This window comes from Duganella dendranthematis (genome assembly GCF_012849375.1).
Taxonomy (GTDB): Bacteria; Pseudomonadota; Gammaproteobacteria; order Burkholderiales; family Burkholderiaceae_D; genus Rugamonas; species Rugamonas dendranthematis.
The window spans coordinates 4,280,710-4,297,480 of the sequence record NZ_CP051684.1 but is presented as its reverse complement, the minus strand read 5'-3'; the positions used below and the strand labels follow the sequence as shown (position 1 = coordinate 4,297,480).

The 16,771-nt window shown below is 62.7% G+C and carries 12 protein-coding genes and 1 pseudogene; 8 read left to right on the top strand and 5 right to left on the bottom strand.

Annotated features, from left to right (window positions below; genetic code table 11):
• The first annotated feature begins 79 nt into the window (after positions 1 to 79).
• From HH213_RS19635 to HH213_RS19625, 3 genes are read left to right on the top strand one after another with little or no spacing between them, the layout of a single operon-like run.
• Positions 80 to 943, top strand: coding sequence for an alpha/beta fold hydrolase (locus HH213_RS19635; RefSeq protein WP_169113357.1), 864 nt, complete (start codon positions 80 to 82; stop codon positions 941 to 943).
• Positions 944 to 948: 5 nt separating this feature from the next.
• On the top strand, positions 949 to 1,983 hold the full coding sequence (locus HH213_RS19630) for a sensor histidine kinase (protein WP_110846746.1): 1,035 nt from the start codon (positions 949 to 951) through the stop codon (positions 1,981 to 1,983).
• On the top strand, positions 1,983 to 2,693 hold the full coding sequence (locus HH213_RS19625) for a LytR/AlgR family response regulator transcription factor (protein WP_169113356.1): 711 nt from the start codon (positions 1,983 to 1,985) through the stop codon (positions 2,691 to 2,693). Before HH213_RS19630 ends, HH213_RS19625 begins: the two co-directional genes overlap by 1 nt.
• Here HH213_RS19625 and HH213_RS19620 read toward each other — a convergent pair.
• The 5 genes and pseudogenes from HH213_RS19620 to clpS all read right to left on the bottom strand — a co-directional run bounded on the left by HH213_RS19620 (position 2,688) and on the right by clpS (position 12,625).
• Entirely contained in the window at positions 2,688 to 3,971 is a 1,284-nt protein-coding gene (locus tag HH213_RS19620) for an MFS transporter (protein WP_169113355.1), read from the bottom strand. The two genes, HH213_RS19625 and HH213_RS19620, sit on opposite strands and share 6 nt — an antisense overlap.
• A 31-nt stretch (positions 3,972 to 4,002) precedes the next feature.
• Complete coding sequence (locus HH213_RS19615) at positions 4,003 to 6,438, bottom strand: FtsX-like permease family protein (RefSeq protein ID WP_169113354.1); 2,436 nt, start codon at positions 6,436 to 6,438, stop codon at positions 4,003 to 4,005.
• 128 nt (positions 6,439 to 6,566) lie between these two features.
• The gene (locus tag HH213_RS19610; protein ID WP_229263070.1) at positions 6,567 to 9,920 is read right to left on the bottom strand and encodes a S41 family peptidase; all 3,354 of its coding nucleotides are present in this window, start codon (positions 9,918 to 9,920) and stop codon (positions 6,567 to 6,569) included.
• Positions 9,921 to 10,020: 100 nt separating this feature from the next.
• Positions 10,021 to 12,327, bottom strand: coding sequence for an ATP-dependent Clp protease ATP-binding subunit ClpA (clpA, locus tag HH213_RS19605; RefSeq protein ID WP_110846751.1), 2,307 nt, complete (start codon positions 12,325 to 12,327; stop codon positions 10,021 to 10,023).
• Positions 12,324 to 12,625 (bottom strand): annotated as a pseudogene (gene clpS / locus HH213_RS19600) (ATP-dependent Clp protease adapter ClpS). The gene clpA and the pseudogene clpS overlap by 4 nt, the downstream one beginning before the upstream one ends.
• 325 nt (positions 12,626 to 12,950) lie before the next feature.
• Here clpS and cspE point away from each other — a divergent pair.
• The 5 genes from cspE (at position 12,951) to rfbD (ending at position 16,749) form a co-directional block, all read left to right on the top strand.
• Positions 12,951 to 13,154 carry a transcription antiterminator/RNA stability regulator CspE gene (gene cspE / locus HH213_RS19595; RefSeq protein WP_038495037.1) on the top strand — a complete coding sequence of 68 codons (204 nt, stop codon included), beginning with the start codon at positions 12,951 to 12,953 and terminating at the stop codon, positions 13,152 to 13,154.
• 226 nt (positions 13,155 to 13,380) lie between these two features.
• The gene (rfbB, locus tag HH213_RS19590; protein ID WP_169113353.1) at positions 13,381 to 14,451 is read left to right on the top strand and encodes a dTDP-glucose 4,6-dehydratase; all 1,071 of its coding nucleotides are present in this window, start codon (positions 13,381 to 13,383) and stop codon (positions 14,449 to 14,451) included.
• Positions 14,448 to 15,350: a glucose-1-phosphate thymidylyltransferase RfbA gene (gene rfbA / locus HH213_RS19585; protein WP_169113352.1), complete on the top strand. Its 903-nt coding sequence runs from the start codon at positions 14,448 to 14,450 to the stop codon at positions 15,348 to 15,350. Before rfbB ends, rfbA begins: the two co-directional genes overlap by 4 nt.
• Positions 15,347 to 15,895, top strand: coding sequence for a dTDP-4-dehydrorhamnose 3,5-epimerase (gene rfbC / locus HH213_RS19580; RefSeq protein WP_110846754.1), 549 nt, complete (start codon positions 15,347 to 15,349; stop codon positions 15,893 to 15,895). Before rfbA ends, rfbC begins: the two co-directional genes overlap by 4 nt.
• Positions 15,892 to 16,749 carry a dTDP-4-dehydrorhamnose reductase gene (gene rfbD, locus HH213_RS19575; protein WP_169113351.1) on the top strand — a complete coding sequence of 286 codons (858 nt, stop codon included), beginning with the start codon at positions 15,892 to 15,894 and terminating at the stop codon, positions 16,747 to 16,749. Before rfbC ends, rfbD begins: the two co-directional genes overlap by 4 nt.
• Positions 16,750 to 16,771 lie beyond the last annotated feature (22 nt).

Sequence of the window (16,771 nt, the reverse complement as noted above, 5' to 3'; positions counted from 1 at the left end):
AACCGTTCATCAAGTAGTGGTCGCCGTCGCCATGGCAGGCCGATAGCATGGCTCCACTTACTCACTAACGGAGAACACCATGCTGCTCAAGACCATCGCCACCGTCGCCGCCACCATGATGCTCGGCCATGCTGCGGCCGCCGACCATCCCGCGTTTAAAGTCGATGTCACCGGCACCGGCGCGCCAATCATCCTGATTCCCGGCCTTGCGTCGTCCGGCAACGTGTGGGACGGCACCGTGGCGCATTACTGCGGCAACGGCAAGCATCAATGCCACGTGCTGACGCTGGCCGGGTTCGCTGGCCAGCCGGCCATCAAGGAGCCGCTGCTGCCGGCGGTTGAGCAGCAGCTGAGCGCCTACATCAGCGACAACAAGTTCGACCGCCCGGTCGTCATCGGCCATAGCCTGGGCGGCTATCTCGGGATGAAGCTGGCGGCCGATCACCCCGAGCAGGTGGGCCGCCTGGTCATCGTCGATTCGCTGCCGGCGCTGGGCGCCACGCAGGCGCCGAACATCACCCGCGCGCAGCTCAAGCAAATAGCCGACGGCATGGCCGCTGGCATGAAAGCGCAAGATGCCGAAACCTTCCGCGCCGGCCAGTTGCGCACACTGCGCACCATGATCACGAAGCAGGAAGACATCGACCGCGCACTTGATGCCGGTAAGCTGTCCGACCGCGATACGGTCATCGGCAGCATGGCGGAACTGATGTCGGACGACCTGCGCGATGACGTCAGCCGCATCAAGGCGCCGACGCTGGTACTGGGTACGTGGATCGCCTACAAGGATTACGCGCCCAAGGAAGCCATCGCCGCAGTCTATACAACGCAGTATGCCAAGCTGCCCGGCGTGCGCGTGGAGATGGCGGACAACGCCCGCCATTTCATCATGTACGACGATCCGGCTTGGATGTATGATCGCATCGATAACTTCCTGAACTAAGCACCATGAACGATACACGTCCGCTAATCGCGCGCCTGAACTGGTACTGGATCTTCCAGCTGGCTGGCTGGGGCTTCCTGCCGCTGATGTCCTTCACGCTCGGCGCGTGGCGGGTGCCGGGCCTGATGTGGGTGATGGCCTGGGGTGCGGTCAGCGGGGTGTTGATTACCGAACTTTGGCATCGCCTGCTGAAGCAGCGCATACGTAACGGCCAGCGCACCAGCTGGAAAATGGTCGGTCTCGCGGTGCTGGTGCTCGGGACCATTCACACGGCGGCGCAGTATGTCGGTTATCTGGTGTTTCAGCCGCCGCACATGGACCGTGGCTTCGGCTGGGTACCGGGAGCCCTGCTGTCGTGGTGGGCGATTTACCTGGTGTGGAATATCTTCTACATGGCGGTGCTGTCGCTGCGTCGCGCCAACCGCGCGGAGTCGGAGGCGCTACGGCTGGAAGTGGCGGCTAAGGACGCCGAGCTGCGCGCCTTGCAGGCGCAAGTCAATCCGCACTTCTTCTTCAACAGCATGAACAGCGTACGCGCGCTGATTTACGAAGACGCCGATGCCGCCGCCATGATGATCGACCAGCTGGCCAGTGTGATGCGCTACGCGCTGCAATCGGGCCATCACGAAACGGTTCCGCTGGCGGCGGAGATGGAAGCGGTGCAGGCTTACCTGGCGATCGAGAAGATCCGCTTTGAAGAACGCATGCGCGTCAGCGTGGAGATCGGCATTGGACTCGATCAGGTGCGCATTCCGCCGATGGCGCTGCAAACGCTGGTGGAGAACGCCGTCAAGTACGGCGTGGAGGCCAGCCCCACCGGCAGCGAGATCCGTATTCGCGCGCAGCGCATGGACAACGGCGCGGTGCATATTGAAATCGCCAACCTCGGCGCGATTGTGCCGTTTGCGAATTCCACCAAGGTGGGCCTGGTGAACACGCGCAAGCGCCTGTTGCTGGCACTGGGCGACAACGCGCAACTGGATTTATCCGAAAACAGTGGCTGGGTACGTGCCACCATGACTTTACCGGAGGCTGCCTGATGCGGGTATTGCTGATTGACGACGAGCGCCTGGCGCGCGCCGAACTGCGACGCCTGCTGGCGGCGCATCCCGATGTCGAGATTGTGGGCGAAGCGGTCAACGCGGCCGATGGCTTGCAGCAGATCGCCACGCTCAAGCCGGACCTGATTTTCCTCGACGTGCAGATGCCGGGCGGCTCCGGCTTCGACATGCTGGCGGCGCTGGAGGAAGCGCCGGAGGTGATCTTCACCACCGCCTTCGACCAGTATGCCCTGCAGGCGTTTGAGGTGAACGCGCTGGATTATCTGCAAAAGCCGATCCAGGCGGCGCGCATGGCGGCGGCCTTGCAGCGTTGCGCGGTGCGGCATCAACGCATGGCCGCTGCCGCGATGGCGCCGTCCACGGCGCGCAAGCTGTTCATCAAGGACGGCGAGCGATGCTGGTTCGTACCGGTGCGGGACATCCGTCTGTTTGAATCGGACGGCAACTACACGCGCGTGTACTTCGAGCACCAGCAGCCACTGATGCTGCGTTCACTGAACCAGCTGGAAGAAAAGCTCGATCCTGAGCGCTTCTTCCGCGCCAGCCGCCGCCACATCGTCAACCTCGACTTCATCGAACAGGTCGAGCCTAACGACGCGGGCGGACTGGATCTGACGCTGCGCGATCAGTTGCAAGTGGAAGTCTCGCGCCGCCGCGCCGCTCAGTTCAAGGCGTTGACCAGCCTATAGTTCCGGAATTGGCCGCACCACCAGGTAGCGGTACGACACGGCGCCGAGGAAGGCGATGCCGGCGCCGGTCAGCAGCGCCGGCACGAAGGACCAGGACTGCGCGATATAGCCGGTCAATACTGGCGCCAACGCGCCGCCGAGGAAGCCGCCGAAGTTTTGCAACGCCCCCAGCGACGCAATGCGGCTCGGCGGCGCAGCCACCGTCGCAAGCGACCAGGCGCAAGCCGATGAGGCGTTTGCCAGGAAAATGACGATGGAGATGCACGCCACCGCCACCACATTGCTCTCCACCAGCGCCGCCGGAATCGTGAACGCCACCATGCCCAGCGTGGAGACCACCACGGCATTGCGGCGGCCGAGCAGCGGCGATGCCGCGCGCCGCGCCACGCGGTCGGAAGCCCAGCCGGCGATCAGCGCACCGGCAAAGCCGCACATGAACGGAATGGCGGCGGCAATGCCGACATGGGCAAACGCCATATGGCGCTCGGTGCGCAGATAACCCGGCAGCCATGTCAGGTAAACCCAATTCAGATACACTGACCCAAAGAAGCCCAGCATCATGCCCCACGTGGTGCGATAGCGAAACAGCGCCAGCCAGGAGGTAGAAGCAGCTTTCGGCGCAGCGTCGCGCGATTCCGCCACTTCAAGATAAGCGCATTCCTCCGCGCTCATTTGCTGGTGCACGGGATCGCGGTACAGCGTCAGCCAGATCACCGCCGCCATGAGTCCCATCGCGCCGGTCACGAAGAAAGCCCAGTGCCAGCTGGTCGCGGCGATCAGCGGCGGCAGGCACAAAGGCGCCAGCGCCACGCCCAGCGGGGAGGCGGAATTGAAGATGCCTGTCGGCGTGCCCCGTGCGCGTATCGGGAACCAATTGCTGACCACCCGCGCCGCCGATGGAAATTGCGGCGCCTCGCCGATGCCCAGCGCGATGCGGGCGATGACGAACCAGCCGAAGGTGGATGCCAGTCCGCCAGCCGCCTGCGCCACTGACCACACTACCAGCCCGATGCCGAGCAGCCAGCGCGGCCCGATCCGGTCCACCAGGGCGCCAACGGGCAGCTGGCACAAGGCGTAGCTCCACGAGAAGGCCGACAACAGCAAGCCCATTTGGCCCAGCGACAGGCCCAGGTCGGCGCGGATGTATTCGTTGGCCACGGCCAGCGTGGCGCGGTCCAGGTAGTTGATGACGCCGCACACTACCAGCAATACGAGGGCCAGTGCCTGGCGGCGGCGGATTCTGGAAGATGGTTTTAAGCTTGTCGTTATATTTATCATTTGGCGCCATTGTACGACACCGCCAAACGCTCTAACTACGCAACGCTTCCGCCGGCGACAGGCGCATCGCCAGCCAGGCATGGCGGCTGATGGCGCTAAGCGCGATCACCAGCGTCAGCGCCAGCGCGAACAGCAAGGTCCAGTAGCCCACCGGTGCCCGTTCGACATAGCCGGACAGGTAGCGCTGTATTGCCACGGCGGCGATCGGCAAGCCGATCACGCCGGCCGCCAAAATCAACGTGCCGATTTCGCGCAGCATCAGCAGGCCAACGTCGGTACGCTGCGCGCCGTGCAGTTTGCGCAGCGTGATTTCGCGGGCCCGCCGCTGTACGGTGTTGGCGGACAAGGCGTAGGTGCCGAAGGCGGCGATGGCCAGCGCGATGCCGGTCGCCACCGCCAGCAGCCTGGCCATGCGCACGTCGTCGGCATAGTGCTGTTTCAGCACCTCGCCGGCGCGGTAGATCTTGGGGATGGCGTCCGGGAAGTAGCCAGGCCAGAGCGCTCGCGCTGCGCGTTCGACGTCGGACGGAGCGCCGGTGGCGCGCGCGCTGAGCACCATGCCCGCCGTCCCCAGCGCATAGGCGATTGCGCGCGGCTGGTCGCGCAGCGAGTGGAATCGAAGTTCCGGTGCGATGCCGACCACGCGTGCCGACACCACCACGTTGTCGAATCCCGTGAAGGAGACGATCTGCCCGACTGCCTGTTCGGCGCTGGCGAAACCCAAGGCGCGCGCGGCGACCGCGTTCAGCACCATGCTGCCGGCATCGTTTTCCTTATCTACGCCGGTCTGAAACAAGCGCCCTGCAGCTGGTGCAATGCCATACAGTTCAAAGAAATTGGCGCTGACGGCTTTCATTTCCATCGATGCGCTCTGGCCTCCGGGTCGCTTGAGCATGCGCGTCCACGACCAATCCAGTCGTCCGACCGGGTCTTCGGAAATCGCCACACCGGCGACGCCGGGCTGCGACTGCAAGGCGGAGAAGAATTGCCTGGCCTTGTCGGTGGCCCGCACGTGCCCAGGCATGTCGACCACCACGATCGGCGTGGGATCGAATCCCGGCGCGGCGCTGTTGGCGTAGTCGGTCTGCCATGCCACGGCGATGGTCACGCTGGCCAATCCCATCGCAGCGCCGATTTGCAGCACCGTGAGCGCGCGCCGCCATTGCAGGCTGCTGCGCGACTCGGTCTCCGGCCGCCCGGCCAGCACCTGCGTGGGATGCACACGCAGCGCGATCCACGCCGGGTAGGCCGCCGTGACAACCCCCAGCAGCGCGCCAATGCCAAACGCCGCGACGATATTCGATGGCACAAACATGGCATCCAGCTGGCGATTGACCAGCTGCGAAAAGACCGGCAGCGCCAGCCACGCCAGCAGCAGGCCAAGCGCGGTGGCCGCCAGCGCCACCAGCACCGACTCCAGCAGGAATTGCAGCATGATCTGCGGCACGCCAGCGCCCAGCACTTTGCGCATCGCCATTTCGCGCTGGCGCCGCAGCACGCGCACGGTGGTCAGGTTGACGTAGTTGATGGCGGCCAGCAGCAGGATCAGCACCGCCAGCAGCGCCAGTCCAAACACCAGGCCCGGACTGGCGCGGTCGCCCGGCAAGGCGATAAAGCTGTTCTCCACCTTGTGGTCGAAATAGGCGTCGCGCAGCGGCGAGAGGGAAAGCTCGACCGCCTTGCGCTGGCCGAGACGTTCGCGCACCTCGGGCGGGAACTGGTTAAGACTCGGCGCGGTGTCGACCGCCTGCTGCAGGCGTTGCAGGATCGCCGGCAGAGAGGCGCCCGGCGTCAAGCGCAGCAGCATTTTGGTCATCCAGCCATGTTCGCCGGTCAGCATCTCGTGGCGGATGTCCGGCTCAACGACGGCGCCGTTCACGCCAAACAGCAGTTCAAACGGGATCGTGGTGTTGGCCGGCGGCGCTTGCACTACGGCGCCAACTTGCAACACGTGCCCTTCCGATGTGATGGTGCGTCCAAGCACAGCGCGGGTGCCGAACAGGCGCAGCGCGGCAACGTCGGTGATGATGAAGCGATCCGGCCGCTCCAGCGCCGACGCCAGGTCGCCTTGCAATGCACGCATGCCCAGCAGCGATGGGAAGCCCGGCAGCACGATCAGGCCGCGCACCGTCATCAGGTTGCGGCCAGCGCGTATGGTCAACGGCGTGATCTCGGGCCGTGCCGGAATATAGCTGGTGACGTCGGCCACGCCGCGCGTCTTCAGCGCCACCTCGCGCAGGAACATCGGCGCAATATCAAACAGCGGCGACGCCGGTTCGACATTGAAGTGGTGCTTGACGACATAGACCTGATCGACCTGCGGCACATGCGTGTCGTACTCCAGCGAGTAGCGCACAAAGCCCAGCAGCAGCAGGCTTGCCGACAGGCCGATGCTGAGGCTAAGGATGACCGTCAGGGTGTAAGCCGGTTGCTGGATCAGCGTGCGCCAGCCGATGCGAAAGTCCATGTGTGTCCCGTTTATTGTGAGTTTGCGGGTTCAGATTGCAAACTCCATGCCACATGAATTAATGCGCTGGCGGCGGGCGCGGTGTGCGGAAATGGACGCTATCGCCGGCACACCGGTCACGCCACTGTTCACTTCTGGACAGTCCTCCCCGGTATCACCTGCGGGTTGTAGGGCTTGACCGGCTGCTCCTTCAGTTTTTTATCCAGCAGTTGCAGCGCCACCTCCAGCTGGCGGTCCTGGCCCTGATAGGTGGCGTGCGGCGGATTGTCCACCACCACGTCCGGCGTCACGCCCACACCTTCGATCAGCCACTGGCCGTCCTGCGAATTGAATTGCCCCATCTCGGCCACGCGCGCCATGCCGTTGTCGCTCAGGCGATTGTTATCGCTCAGCCAGACGCCGGCGCCGGCGGTGCGCTTGCCGACCAGCGGCCCCAGTCCCAGCGCCTTGATGCCGGCGGCGAAGGTCTCGCCGTCTGAGTAGGTGTATTCATCGACCAACACCACCAGGTGGCCGCGGAAGGTGTTCTGCATGTTCGGCGAAGGCGCCACGCCCGGCGGCGCCCAGAAGGCCCACGCCTTGCGCAGCAGTTTTTCGATGATCCAGCTATCGATATTGCCGCCGTTGTTGCGGCGGACGTCGATGATCAGGCCTTCGCGGTTGACGTTGGCGTAGAAGTCGCGCGCGAAAGCGGCGATGTCGTTGGCGCCCATGGCGCGCAGATGCAGATAGCCGATGCGGCCCTTGGACGCAACATCGACCTGGCGCGCGCGCGATTGTTCCCAGTCGCTGTAGCGCAGCGCGAACTGCTTGGTCATGTTCACCGGCAGCACGATCACCTGGCGCGTGTCGTTCTTGCGCTTCACCTGCAGCAGCACCTGCTTGTCGGCCTGGTTGAGCAGCAGGTCGGCGATGTCGCGCGCTTCCAGCACCGGCTTGCCGTTGACGGCGGTGATGATGTCGCCCTCCTTCACATCGACACCGGCTTGCGCCAGCGGGCCGCGTTGCGTTGGCAGTTCCGGTTCGCTGGCGTAGATGTGATCGACGCGATAGCCGTCCGCCGTGCGCGTCAGCAGCGCGCCCAGGCCGGCCGGCGTGCCTTCCGGTGTCGAGCGGCGGATGTCGCCCGGCGCGATCTGCGAGTGCAGCGCGCCGACTTCGCTGATCATCATACCCAGCACGTCGTTGAGTTCCGCGCGGTCGGTCACGCGGTCCACCAGCGGCGCGTACTTGGCCCGCACCGCAGGCCAGTCGGCGCCGCGCATCTTGACGTCGTACAGGAAGTCGCGGTGCATGCGCCAGGCGTCGTTGAACATCTGCTTCCACTCCAGCCGCGGATTGGAAACAAAGGTCCAGTCATCCACCTTGACCTTGGCCTTGCTGACATCCGCCGGCGCCTTGGCGCCCGCCTCCACCACCAGCATGTCGCCCGGACCGGTGGCGGCCAGCGTGCGGTAGTAGACGTGCTTCTTGTCGGTCGACAGATCGAACTCGCGCACGCCGGCCGCAAACACTTCCGGCTTCGGCTCGTTGCTGGCGATGGCCAGCGTTTTCAGCGCGGCCTTGCCGTCAGCGCCGTCGGCGTCGATGAAGTACAGACGCTTGTCGTCGATTTGCAGGCCGCGATAGTTACCCGCTGCCAGCGGCACTTCGTACAGGCGCTCGGCCAGGCCCGCGTAGACGATGGCCGGCAGCGCTTTGCCGGACGGCTTGGCGACAGCGGCTTTGGCGACGACTTTTTCGGCGGCTTTTTCAGCCGCCTTTTCGGCCGCCTGCTCGGTTGCGCCTTCGGCCGGCTTGTCGGCCGGCTTGCTCAGTTCATCGTCCGGCTTGAACGGGAAGCGGTTGTCCGGTTGCAGCGCCAACGCGTAGATGCCGGTGCGCTTGTCGAACACCGGGCCCATATTCCGATCGCCCCACGGCGAGCCGTTGGCCAGCGTGAAGTTGCGCGCCGACAGGAAGTACAGCCATTTACCGTCCGGCGAGAACACCGGCGAACGCGAGGTGTAACGGTCGCTGGTGACGAAATTGAGCGTCTTCGCATCTAGGTTGTAGAGGCCGATCTGGTCGCGCTGCTCGGTGCTGCCGGCGCGCACCAGCGCCAGGTTTTTGCTGTCCGGCGACCACAGGATTTCCTCGTAATCGCCGGCGCCGGTCTTGCCGGCGTCGTCGATGATGGTGTTGGTTTTGGTGGCCAGGTCCAGCACCCAGAAGCGGCCTTTCTTGTCGGTGTGGCCCAGCCAGCGGCCGTCCGGCGACGGGTACAGTTTCCAGCGGTGGTTGGTGCCGTCGCGGGTCAGCTGTTCGCCTTTGCCGGAACCGTCGGCGGCGAATTTCCAGATTTCGTTTTCGCCGGTGGTGTCGACGATGGCGTAGACGGCTTTATCGTCGTGGCTGAAGACGGCGTCGCGGGCGCGCGCGCCCTCCGGGATCGCGATTTCGACACGGCGCTGGGCGCCGGTGCCGGCCACGCTGACACGGCCGCGCGCGGTCAGCACGATGCGTTCGTACTTGCCGGCGATTTGGACGTTGGTCAAGGTTTCCAGCGGCGAGCGGATCTGGCGGGTGCGTTGCTGGTCGAAGTCGGACACCAGGTCGATCGCCAGCTTTTCATCCTTGTTGGCGCTCAGGTCCAGCACGTGCAGATCGGCGCCCAGTTGGTAGACGATGCGACCGTCGCCCATGGCGGCGTTGCGTACGTCCCAGTCGGTGTGCTGGGTCAGCGGACGCGGATCGCTGCCGTCGGCGGCCATGCTCCACAGATTGTCCGAGCCGCCGCGGTCGCTGATGAAGTAGACGCGGCCCTGCCACCACATCGGGCGCTTGTTGTTGCCGCTGTCCGAGGCCAGCAGTTGCACCGCTTCGCTGGCGCCGCCATTGCCGCTGATGTCGTAGCGCCACAGCTGCGCATAGGCGCCGCCGCGATACAGCTTGACGTTGTCGTTGGTCAGCGCCAGGCCGTTGCGGGTGAAGTACAGCGTCTTGCCGTCGTCGGCCAGCACGGCGTCGTTGGCGTCGGCCAGCGGGAAGATGCGGCGCGCCAGGTCGTTCGGCTTGACGGCGGCGATGACGAAACTGCGGCCCGGACCGGTGCCGCCCGCCATGCTGACCAGCACCTCGCCCTGCGCGGTCCAGCCCAGCACCGTGACGGCGCCGTTTTCAAACGTCAGCCGCTTGGGCAGGCCGCCCGCCAGCGGCATCACGTAGGCTTCCTGCGCGCCTTCGTACGAGGCCGAGAAGGCCACCCACTGGCCGTCGCGCGAGATGGCGGCGTTGGTCTCGGCCGACGGGTGCGTGGTCAGGCGCTGCGCCTGGCCGCCATGCGCCGAGGTCTTCCACAGGTCGCCCTCGGCGGTGAAGATGACGGCGTCGCCACGGATGGCGGGATAGCGGTAGTAGGCATCGGCGGCGGTGGCAACGGCGGCGGCGGACAGCAGACCGGCGGACAGCAGCATCAGGACAAGCGGGCGGGACAGGTTCATGGGACGGTGTCGGAAAGGTTGTCGAATGTAACGACCATTCTGGCACAGCCTGTCCGGCGCGTATAGACGAAAAAAAGCCCGCTGGGAAGCGGGCTTTTGCTTACTCGACTTCGACGGTTTCCGGTGGCGGCGCCGGCGCTGCATCCGGCGGTTCCGGGAACTCCAGCTTGACGTTGTCCTTCTCGTCCAGATCCACGGTGACCTTGCCGCCGGTGACCAGGCGACCAAACAGCAGTTCGTCGGCCAGCGCTTTGCGGATCATGTCCTGGATCAGGCGCGACATCGGACGCGCACCCATCAGCGGGTCGAACCCTTTCTTCGCCAGGAAGCTGCGCAGCTTCTCGGTGAAGATCGCTTCGACTTTCTTCTCGTGCAGCTGCTCTTCCAGCTGCATCAGGAACTTGTCGACCACGCGCAGGATGATTTCCTCGTCCAGTGCGCGGAAGCTGATGATCGCATCCAGACGGTTGCGGAACTCCGGCGTGAACATGCGCTTGATGTCGCCCATTTCGTCGCCGGCCTGCTTGGTGTTGGTGAAGCCGATCGACGACTTCTGCAAGCTCTCGGCGCCCGCGTTGGTGGTCATGATGATGATCACATTGCGGAAGTCGGCCTTGCGTCCGTTGTTGTCGGTCAGCGTGCCATGGTCCATCACCTGCAGCAGGATGTTGAAGATGTCCGGATGGGCTTTTTCAATCTCATCCAGCAGCAACACCGTGTGCGGCTTCTTGGTGATGGCTTCGGTCAGCAGGCCGCCCTGGTCGAAACCAACGTAGCCCGGTGGCGCACCGATCAGGCGCGACACGGCGTGACGCTCCATGTACTCCGACATGTCGAAGCGCACCAGCTCGACGCCGAGGATGAAGGCCAGCTGTTTCGCCACCTCGGTCTTGCCGACGCCGGTTGGACCGGAGAACAGGAAGGAGCCGATCGGCTTGTCGGTCTTGCCCAGGCCGGCGCGCGCCATCTTGATCGCCGACGCCAGTGCTTCGATCGCCGGGTCCTGGCCGAACACCACGTTGCGCAGATCGCGGTCGATGGTTTGCAGCTTGCTGCGGTCGTCCTGATTGACGGTCTGCGGCGGGATGCGGGCGATCTTGGAGATGATGTCCTCGATCTCGGTCTTGCCGATGGTTTTCTTCTGCTTCGATTTCGGCAGAATGCGTTGCGCCGCACCGGCTTCGTCGATGACGTCGATGGCCTTGTCCGGCAGATGACGGTCGTTGATGAAACGGGCCGCCAGTTCCGCCGCGGTCGACAGCGCCGACGACGAGTATTTCACGCCGTGGTGCTCTTCGAAGCGCGACTTCAGGCCGCGCAGGATCTGCACGGTCTGCTCGACGGTCGGTTCATTGACGTCGACCTTCTGGAAGCGGCGGCTCAGCGCGTGATCTTTCTCGAACACACCACGGAATTCCGTGTAGGTGGTCGCGCCGATGCACTTCAGCTGGCCGTTGGCCAAGGCCGGTTTCAGCAGATTGGACGCGTCCAGCGTGCCGCCCGACGCCGAGCCGGCGCCGATGATGGTGTGGATCTCGTCAATGAACAGGATGCCGTTCGGGTTGTCCTTCAATTGCTTGAGGACCGACTTCAGGCGTTGTTCAAAGTCACCGCGATACTTGGTGCCGGCCAGCAGCGCGCCCATGTCCAGCGAATACACGACGGCATTCGTCAGGATCTCCGGCACGTCGCCCTGGGTGATGCGGTAGGCCAGGCCTTCGGCGATGGCGGTCTTGCCGACACCGGCTTCGCCCACCAGCAGCGGATTGTTCTTGCGGCGGCGGCACAGGATCTGGATCACGCGATCGACTTCGTCTTCGCGGCCGATCAGCGGATCGATCTTGCCGTCGGCAGCCGATTTGTTGAGGTTCTGGGTAAACTGGTCGAGCGGGCTTTCCTTGCTCTGGCCTTCGCCGGCTGGAGCGCCCTCTTCCACGCCTTCCGACGCCTTGGCGGTGTCGGACTGCTGATCCTTGCGCACGCCGTGCGAGATGAAATTGACCACGTCGAGGCGGGTCACGCCCTGCTGGTGCAGGTAGTACACCGCGTGCGAGTCTTTTTCACCGAAGATGGCCACCAGCACGTTGGCGCCGGTCACTTCCTTCTTGCCATTCGACGCCGACTGCACGTGCATGATGGCGCGCTGGATTACGCGCTGGAAACCGAGCGTCGGCTGGGTATCGACCTCGCCCGTGCCGGGCACGGTCGGGGTGTTGTCACCAATAAAATTGGTCAGCGTTTTGCGCAGATCTTCAATGTTGACGGCGCATGCGCGCAACACTTCGGCAGCCGAAGGGTTGTCTAGCAAGGCCAGCAGCAAGTGCTCCACCGTGATGAATTCGTGGCGCGCCTGTCGGGCTTCGACAAACGCCATATGCAAACTTACTTCCAATTCCTGCGCAATCATACTTCCTCCATCACGCATTGCAGGGGTGGCCTGCCTTGCGCGCATGCGTTAAAACAAACTCCACTTTGGTACAGGCTATATCTTTTGAGAACACGCCGCACACTCCTTTGCCGTAGCGGTGAACACTGAGCATTATTTGCGTGGCTGTTTCACGGTCTTTATTGAAATACTCCTGAATCACGGCCACCACGAACTCCATCGGTGTGTAGTCGTCATTGAGCAGCGCCACCTGGTACAACGGTGGCGGCTTCAGCGCTTGCCGCTCCAAGAGGGTTTCGGTGTCATGCTTGGTTGCCATACGCTTATATTCTAATGCTTTCGGGGTTGATGCAATGTGCATTTCGCTGCACATATCCAATTGTTTTCCATCTTACGCGCTTTCTGAACTTGACGCAGATGGCGCCCTATTCCGCAAAATCAAGAGTTGTGTTTTCACCAATCGTGGGAAAAGTAGCAAAATGCATACAAATCTGCTTGACATTCAAAATTGGTCCGCTAACAATGCGTTATCGGCTTCGTGCAGAAATGTACACGTTGATAAGAAGTGGGCGTGAGGAGAGGGGCAGGAAGCTTCTTGCTTTTATGGCTCGTGTGATCTAGTTTTAATTTAGAAAGTTCTTTTTATGGCAACTGGTACTGTTAAGTGGTTCAATGATTCCAAAGGCTTTGGCTTCATCACTCCAGATGACGGCGGTGAAGATTTGTTCGCTCACTTCTCCGCAATCAACATGAACGGTTTTAAGACCTTGAAAGAAGGTCAAAAAGTTCAGTTCGAAGTCACGCAAGGCCCTAAAGGCAAGCAAGCTTCCAATATCCAGGCTGGCTAATTTCAGCCTCCTGCACTCCGCACTCCGGAGAACAGCCCTACGGCCCGGTCGATTTATTTCGTCCGGGCCGTTGTTCATTGTGCCGTGCAAAGCGCCATCTGTATTTTTTGGGCCACACATCCGCCCACCTCAATTTTCTGTTCAGTCTAATATTTTGTGCGGTGCAAGATGCGTTTGTCGTAAAATCATGCTTATAACTAATTCAACTTTCATGCGGGTATAACAAATGATTTTTGTGACAGGTGGCGCGGGGTTCATTGGTTCCAATTTTGTGCTCGACTGGCTAGCCCAATCCGACGAGCCGGTTCTCAACTTCGACAAGTTGACTTATGCCGGCAATCTGAACAATCTGGCGTCGCTGAAACAGGACGCGCGCCACACCTTTGTGCGCGGCGATATTTGCGACCAGGCGCAGGTGCTGGCGTTGTTTCAACAACACAAGCCGCGCGCCGTGGTGCACTTCGCGGCCGAAAGCCATGTCGACCGCTCCATCGTCGGACCGGGTGAATTCATCAACACCAACATCAACGGCACTTTCAGCCTGCTGGAAGCTGCGCGCGCCTACTGGTCGGCGCTGCCGGAGGACGAAAAAGCGGCATTCCGCTTCCTGCACGTGTCCACTGACGAGGTGTATGGCACGCTTGGCCCGGACGATGCGCCGTTCAGCGAAACCACCGCGTTTGCGCCGAACAGCCCGTATTCGGCATCCAAGGCAGCCTCGGACCACCTGGTGCGTTCGTACTTCCACACCTACGGTCTGCCGGTGCTAACCACCAATTGCTCCAACAACTACGGTCCGTACCATTTCCCGGAAAAACTGATTCCGCTGATTATCGCCAACGCGCAAGCCGGCAAGCCGCTGCCGATCTATGGCGACGGCCAGCAGGTGCGTGACTGGCTGTACGTCACCGACCACGCCGCAGCGATCCGCCGCGTGCTGGAAGCCGGCCGCCTGGGAGAGACGTATAACGTCGGCGGCTGGAACGAAATGGCCAATCTGGATGTCGTCCATACTTTGTGCGACATGCTGGACAAGCTGAAGCCGAAAGCCGAAGGCAGCTACCGCGACCAAATCACCTTCGTCAAAGACCGTCCGGGCCATGACCGCCGCTACGCGATCGACGCGCGCAAGCTGGAGCGCGAACTGGGCTGGAAACCGGCCGAGACCTTCCAGAGCGGCATCGCCAAGACGGTGCAGTGGTATCTGGATAATCAAGCCTGGGTGGCCGACGTGCAGTCCGGCAGCTACGCCAAGTGGGTGGAAACCAATTACTTTAACCGCGAGGGCCAGCAATGAACACACCAGTTTCTAATCGCAAGGGCATCATCCTGGCAGGCGGTTCCGGCACCCGGCTGTATCCGGTGACGATGAGCGTTTCCAAGCAGCTGCTGCCGATCTACGACAAGCCGATGATTTATCATCCGCTGACCACGCTGATGCTGGCAGGCATCCGTGAAGTGCTGATCATTTCCACGCCGCAGGACACGCCGCGCTTCAAGGATCTGCTGGGCGACGGCAGCCAATGGGGCATCAGCATCAGCTACGCCGTGCAGCCATCGCCGGACGGCCTGGCGCAGGCCTTCATCATCGGTAAAGAGTTCGTCGGCGATGCACCATCGGCGCTGATCCTGGGCGATAATATCTACTACGGTAACGACCTCGATGCACTGCTGCGCCACGCCACCGAGCAGACCGACGGCGCCACGGTATTCGCCTACCATGTGCAAGACCCGGAACGCTACGGCGTGGTCGAGTTCGATGACAACAGCACTGCCGTATCGATCGAAGAGAAGCCGAAACAGCCGAAATCGAACTACGCGGTGACCGGCCTGTACTTCTACGACAGCCAGGTGTGCGACATCGCCGCCAGCATTAAGCCATCGGCGCGCGGCGAACTGGAAATTACCGACGTCAACAAGGTGTATCTCGACAAGGGGCAGTTGAATGTGGAAGTGATGGGCCGCGGCATGGCCTGGCTGGACACCGGCACCCACGACTCGCTGCTGGAGGCCGGCCAGTTCATCGCCACGATTGAAAAACGCCAGGGCCTGAAAGTGGCCTGCCCGGAAGAGATCGCTTACCGAAAGGGCTATATCAACGCCGACCAGTTGCGCAAGCTGGCCGAGCCGCTGAAGAAGAATAATTATGGTCAGTATCTGCTGCAAATTTTGGAAGATAAGGTGGTACAACGATGAATGTGATTAAGACGCCACTGGAAGGCCTGCTGGTGCTGGAGCCGAAGGTTTTTGGCGATGACCGTGGTTTTTTCTTTGAGAGTTTCAACGCCAAGCGTTTTGGTGAGCTGACCGGCTTTACCGGTGAATTCGTGCAGGACAACCACTCGCGCTCGTCCAAAGGCGTGCTGCGCGGCCTGCACTATCAGATCCAGCAAGCCCAGGGCAAGCTGGTGCGCGCCACCGCCGGCTCGGTGTTTGATGTCGCCGTCGATATCCGCAAGAGCTCGCCGACCTTCGGCCAGTGGTTCGGCATTGAACTGTCGGCCGAGAACAAGCGCCAGGTGTGGATACCGCCCGGCTTCGCGCACGGCTTTGTGGTGACGTCCGATTCCGCCGAGTTCCTGTACAAGACCACCGACTACTGGGCGCCTGAGCATGAGCGCGCCATCCTGTGGAACGACCCGGCGATCGGCATCGACTGGCCGGCGCTGGAAGCGGCGCCGCTGCTGTCCGGCAAGGACCAGGCGGCCTCGCTGCTGGCCAACGCCGAGGTGTTCGCATGAAAGTGCTGCTAACCGGCAGCACCGGCCAGGTCGGTTACGAACTGGCGCGCAGCCTGCAAGGCGTGGGTGAAGTGGTAGCCGTGGACCGCAACGTTATGGACCTGTCCAATCTGGACCAGGTGCGCGAGGTGATCCGCAGCGTCAAGCCGCAACTGATCGTCAATCCGGCCGCCTACACGGCGGTGGACAAGGCCGAGAGCGAGTCGGAACTGGCTTATCGCATCAACGCCGAAGCGCCAGGCGTGATGGCGGAAGAAGCGAAAAAGCTCGGCGCGGCGCTGGTGCACTATTCGACCGACTACGTGTTCGACGGCTCGCAGCCGTCCGCGCGGGTGGAAGACGATGCGGTCGGTCCGCTGAGCGTGTACGGCGCCAGCAAGCTGGCCGGCGAGCAGGCGATTGCCGCAGCCGGCATTCCGCACCTGATCTTCCGCACCAGCTGGGTGTACGGCATGCGCGGCAAGAACTTCCTGCTGACCATGCTGCGCCTGGCCAAGGAGCGCGACGAACTGCGCGTGGTGGCCGATCAGCACGGCGCGCCGACCTGGAGCCGCACCATCGCCGATACCACGGCGCAGGTGCTGTCGCAGGCGCACGCCGGCGGCAATGCGTGGTGGGACCAGAACAGCGGTATCTATCACCTGAGCGCGCAGGGCCAGACCACGTGGCACGAGTTTACCCAGGCCATCATCGAGGAGGCTGGCTTGTCGTGCAATGTGCTGCCGATTACCACCGCCGACTACCCTACTCCGGCCAAGCGACCGCAGTTCTCGGTGATGTCGTCCGAGCGCCTGATGACGCGCTTCTGTCATCTGCCGGACTGGAAGACGGCATTGCAACTCTGCATGCGCTAAGCGCGCAAAAAGAAAAAGCGGC

Coding starts and splice junctions, on each gene's coding strand:
- HH213_RS19630 (WP_110846746.1), top strand. CDS start 949: ATGAACGATACACGTCCGCTAATCGCGCGCCTGAACTGGTACTGGATC.
- HH213_RS19635 (WP_169113357.1), top strand. CDS start 80: ATGCTGCTCAAGACCATCGCCACCGTCGCCGCCACCATGATGCTCGGC.
- rfbB (WP_169113353.1), top strand. CDS start 13,381: ATGATTTTTGTGACAGGTGGCGCGGGGTTCATTGGTTCCAATTTTGTG.
- rfbA (WP_169113352.1), top strand. CDS start 14,448: ATGAACACACCAGTTTCTAATCGCAAGGGCATCATCCTGGCAGGCGGT.
- rfbD (WP_169113351.1), top strand. CDS start 15,892: ATGAAAGTGCTGCTAACCGGCAGCACCGGCCAGGTCGGTTACGAACTG.
- clpA (WP_110846751.1), bottom strand. CDS start 12,327: ATGATTGCGCAGGAATTGGAAGTAAGTTTGCATATGGCGTTTGTCGAA.
- cspE (WP_038495037.1), top strand. CDS start 12,951: ATGGCAACTGGTACTGTTAAGTGGTTCAATGATTCCAAAGGCTTTGGC.
- HH213_RS19610 (WP_229263070.1), bottom strand. CDS start 9,920: ATGAACCTGTCCCGCCCGCTTGTCCTGATGCTGCTGTCCGCCGGTCTG.
- HH213_RS19620 (WP_169113355.1), bottom strand. CDS start 3,971: ATGATAAATATAACGACAAGCTTAAAACCATCTTCCAGAATCCGCCGC.
- HH213_RS19615 (WP_169113354.1), bottom strand. CDS start 6,438: ATGGACTTTCGCATCGGCTGGCGCACGCTGATCCAGCAACCGGCTTAC.
- HH213_RS19625 (WP_169113356.1), top strand. CDS start 1,983: ATGCGGGTATTGCTGATTGACGACGAGCGCCTGGCGCGCGCCGAACTG.
- rfbC (WP_110846754.1), top strand. CDS start 15,347: ATGAATGTGATTAAGACGCCACTGGAAGGCCTGCTGGTGCTGGAGCCG.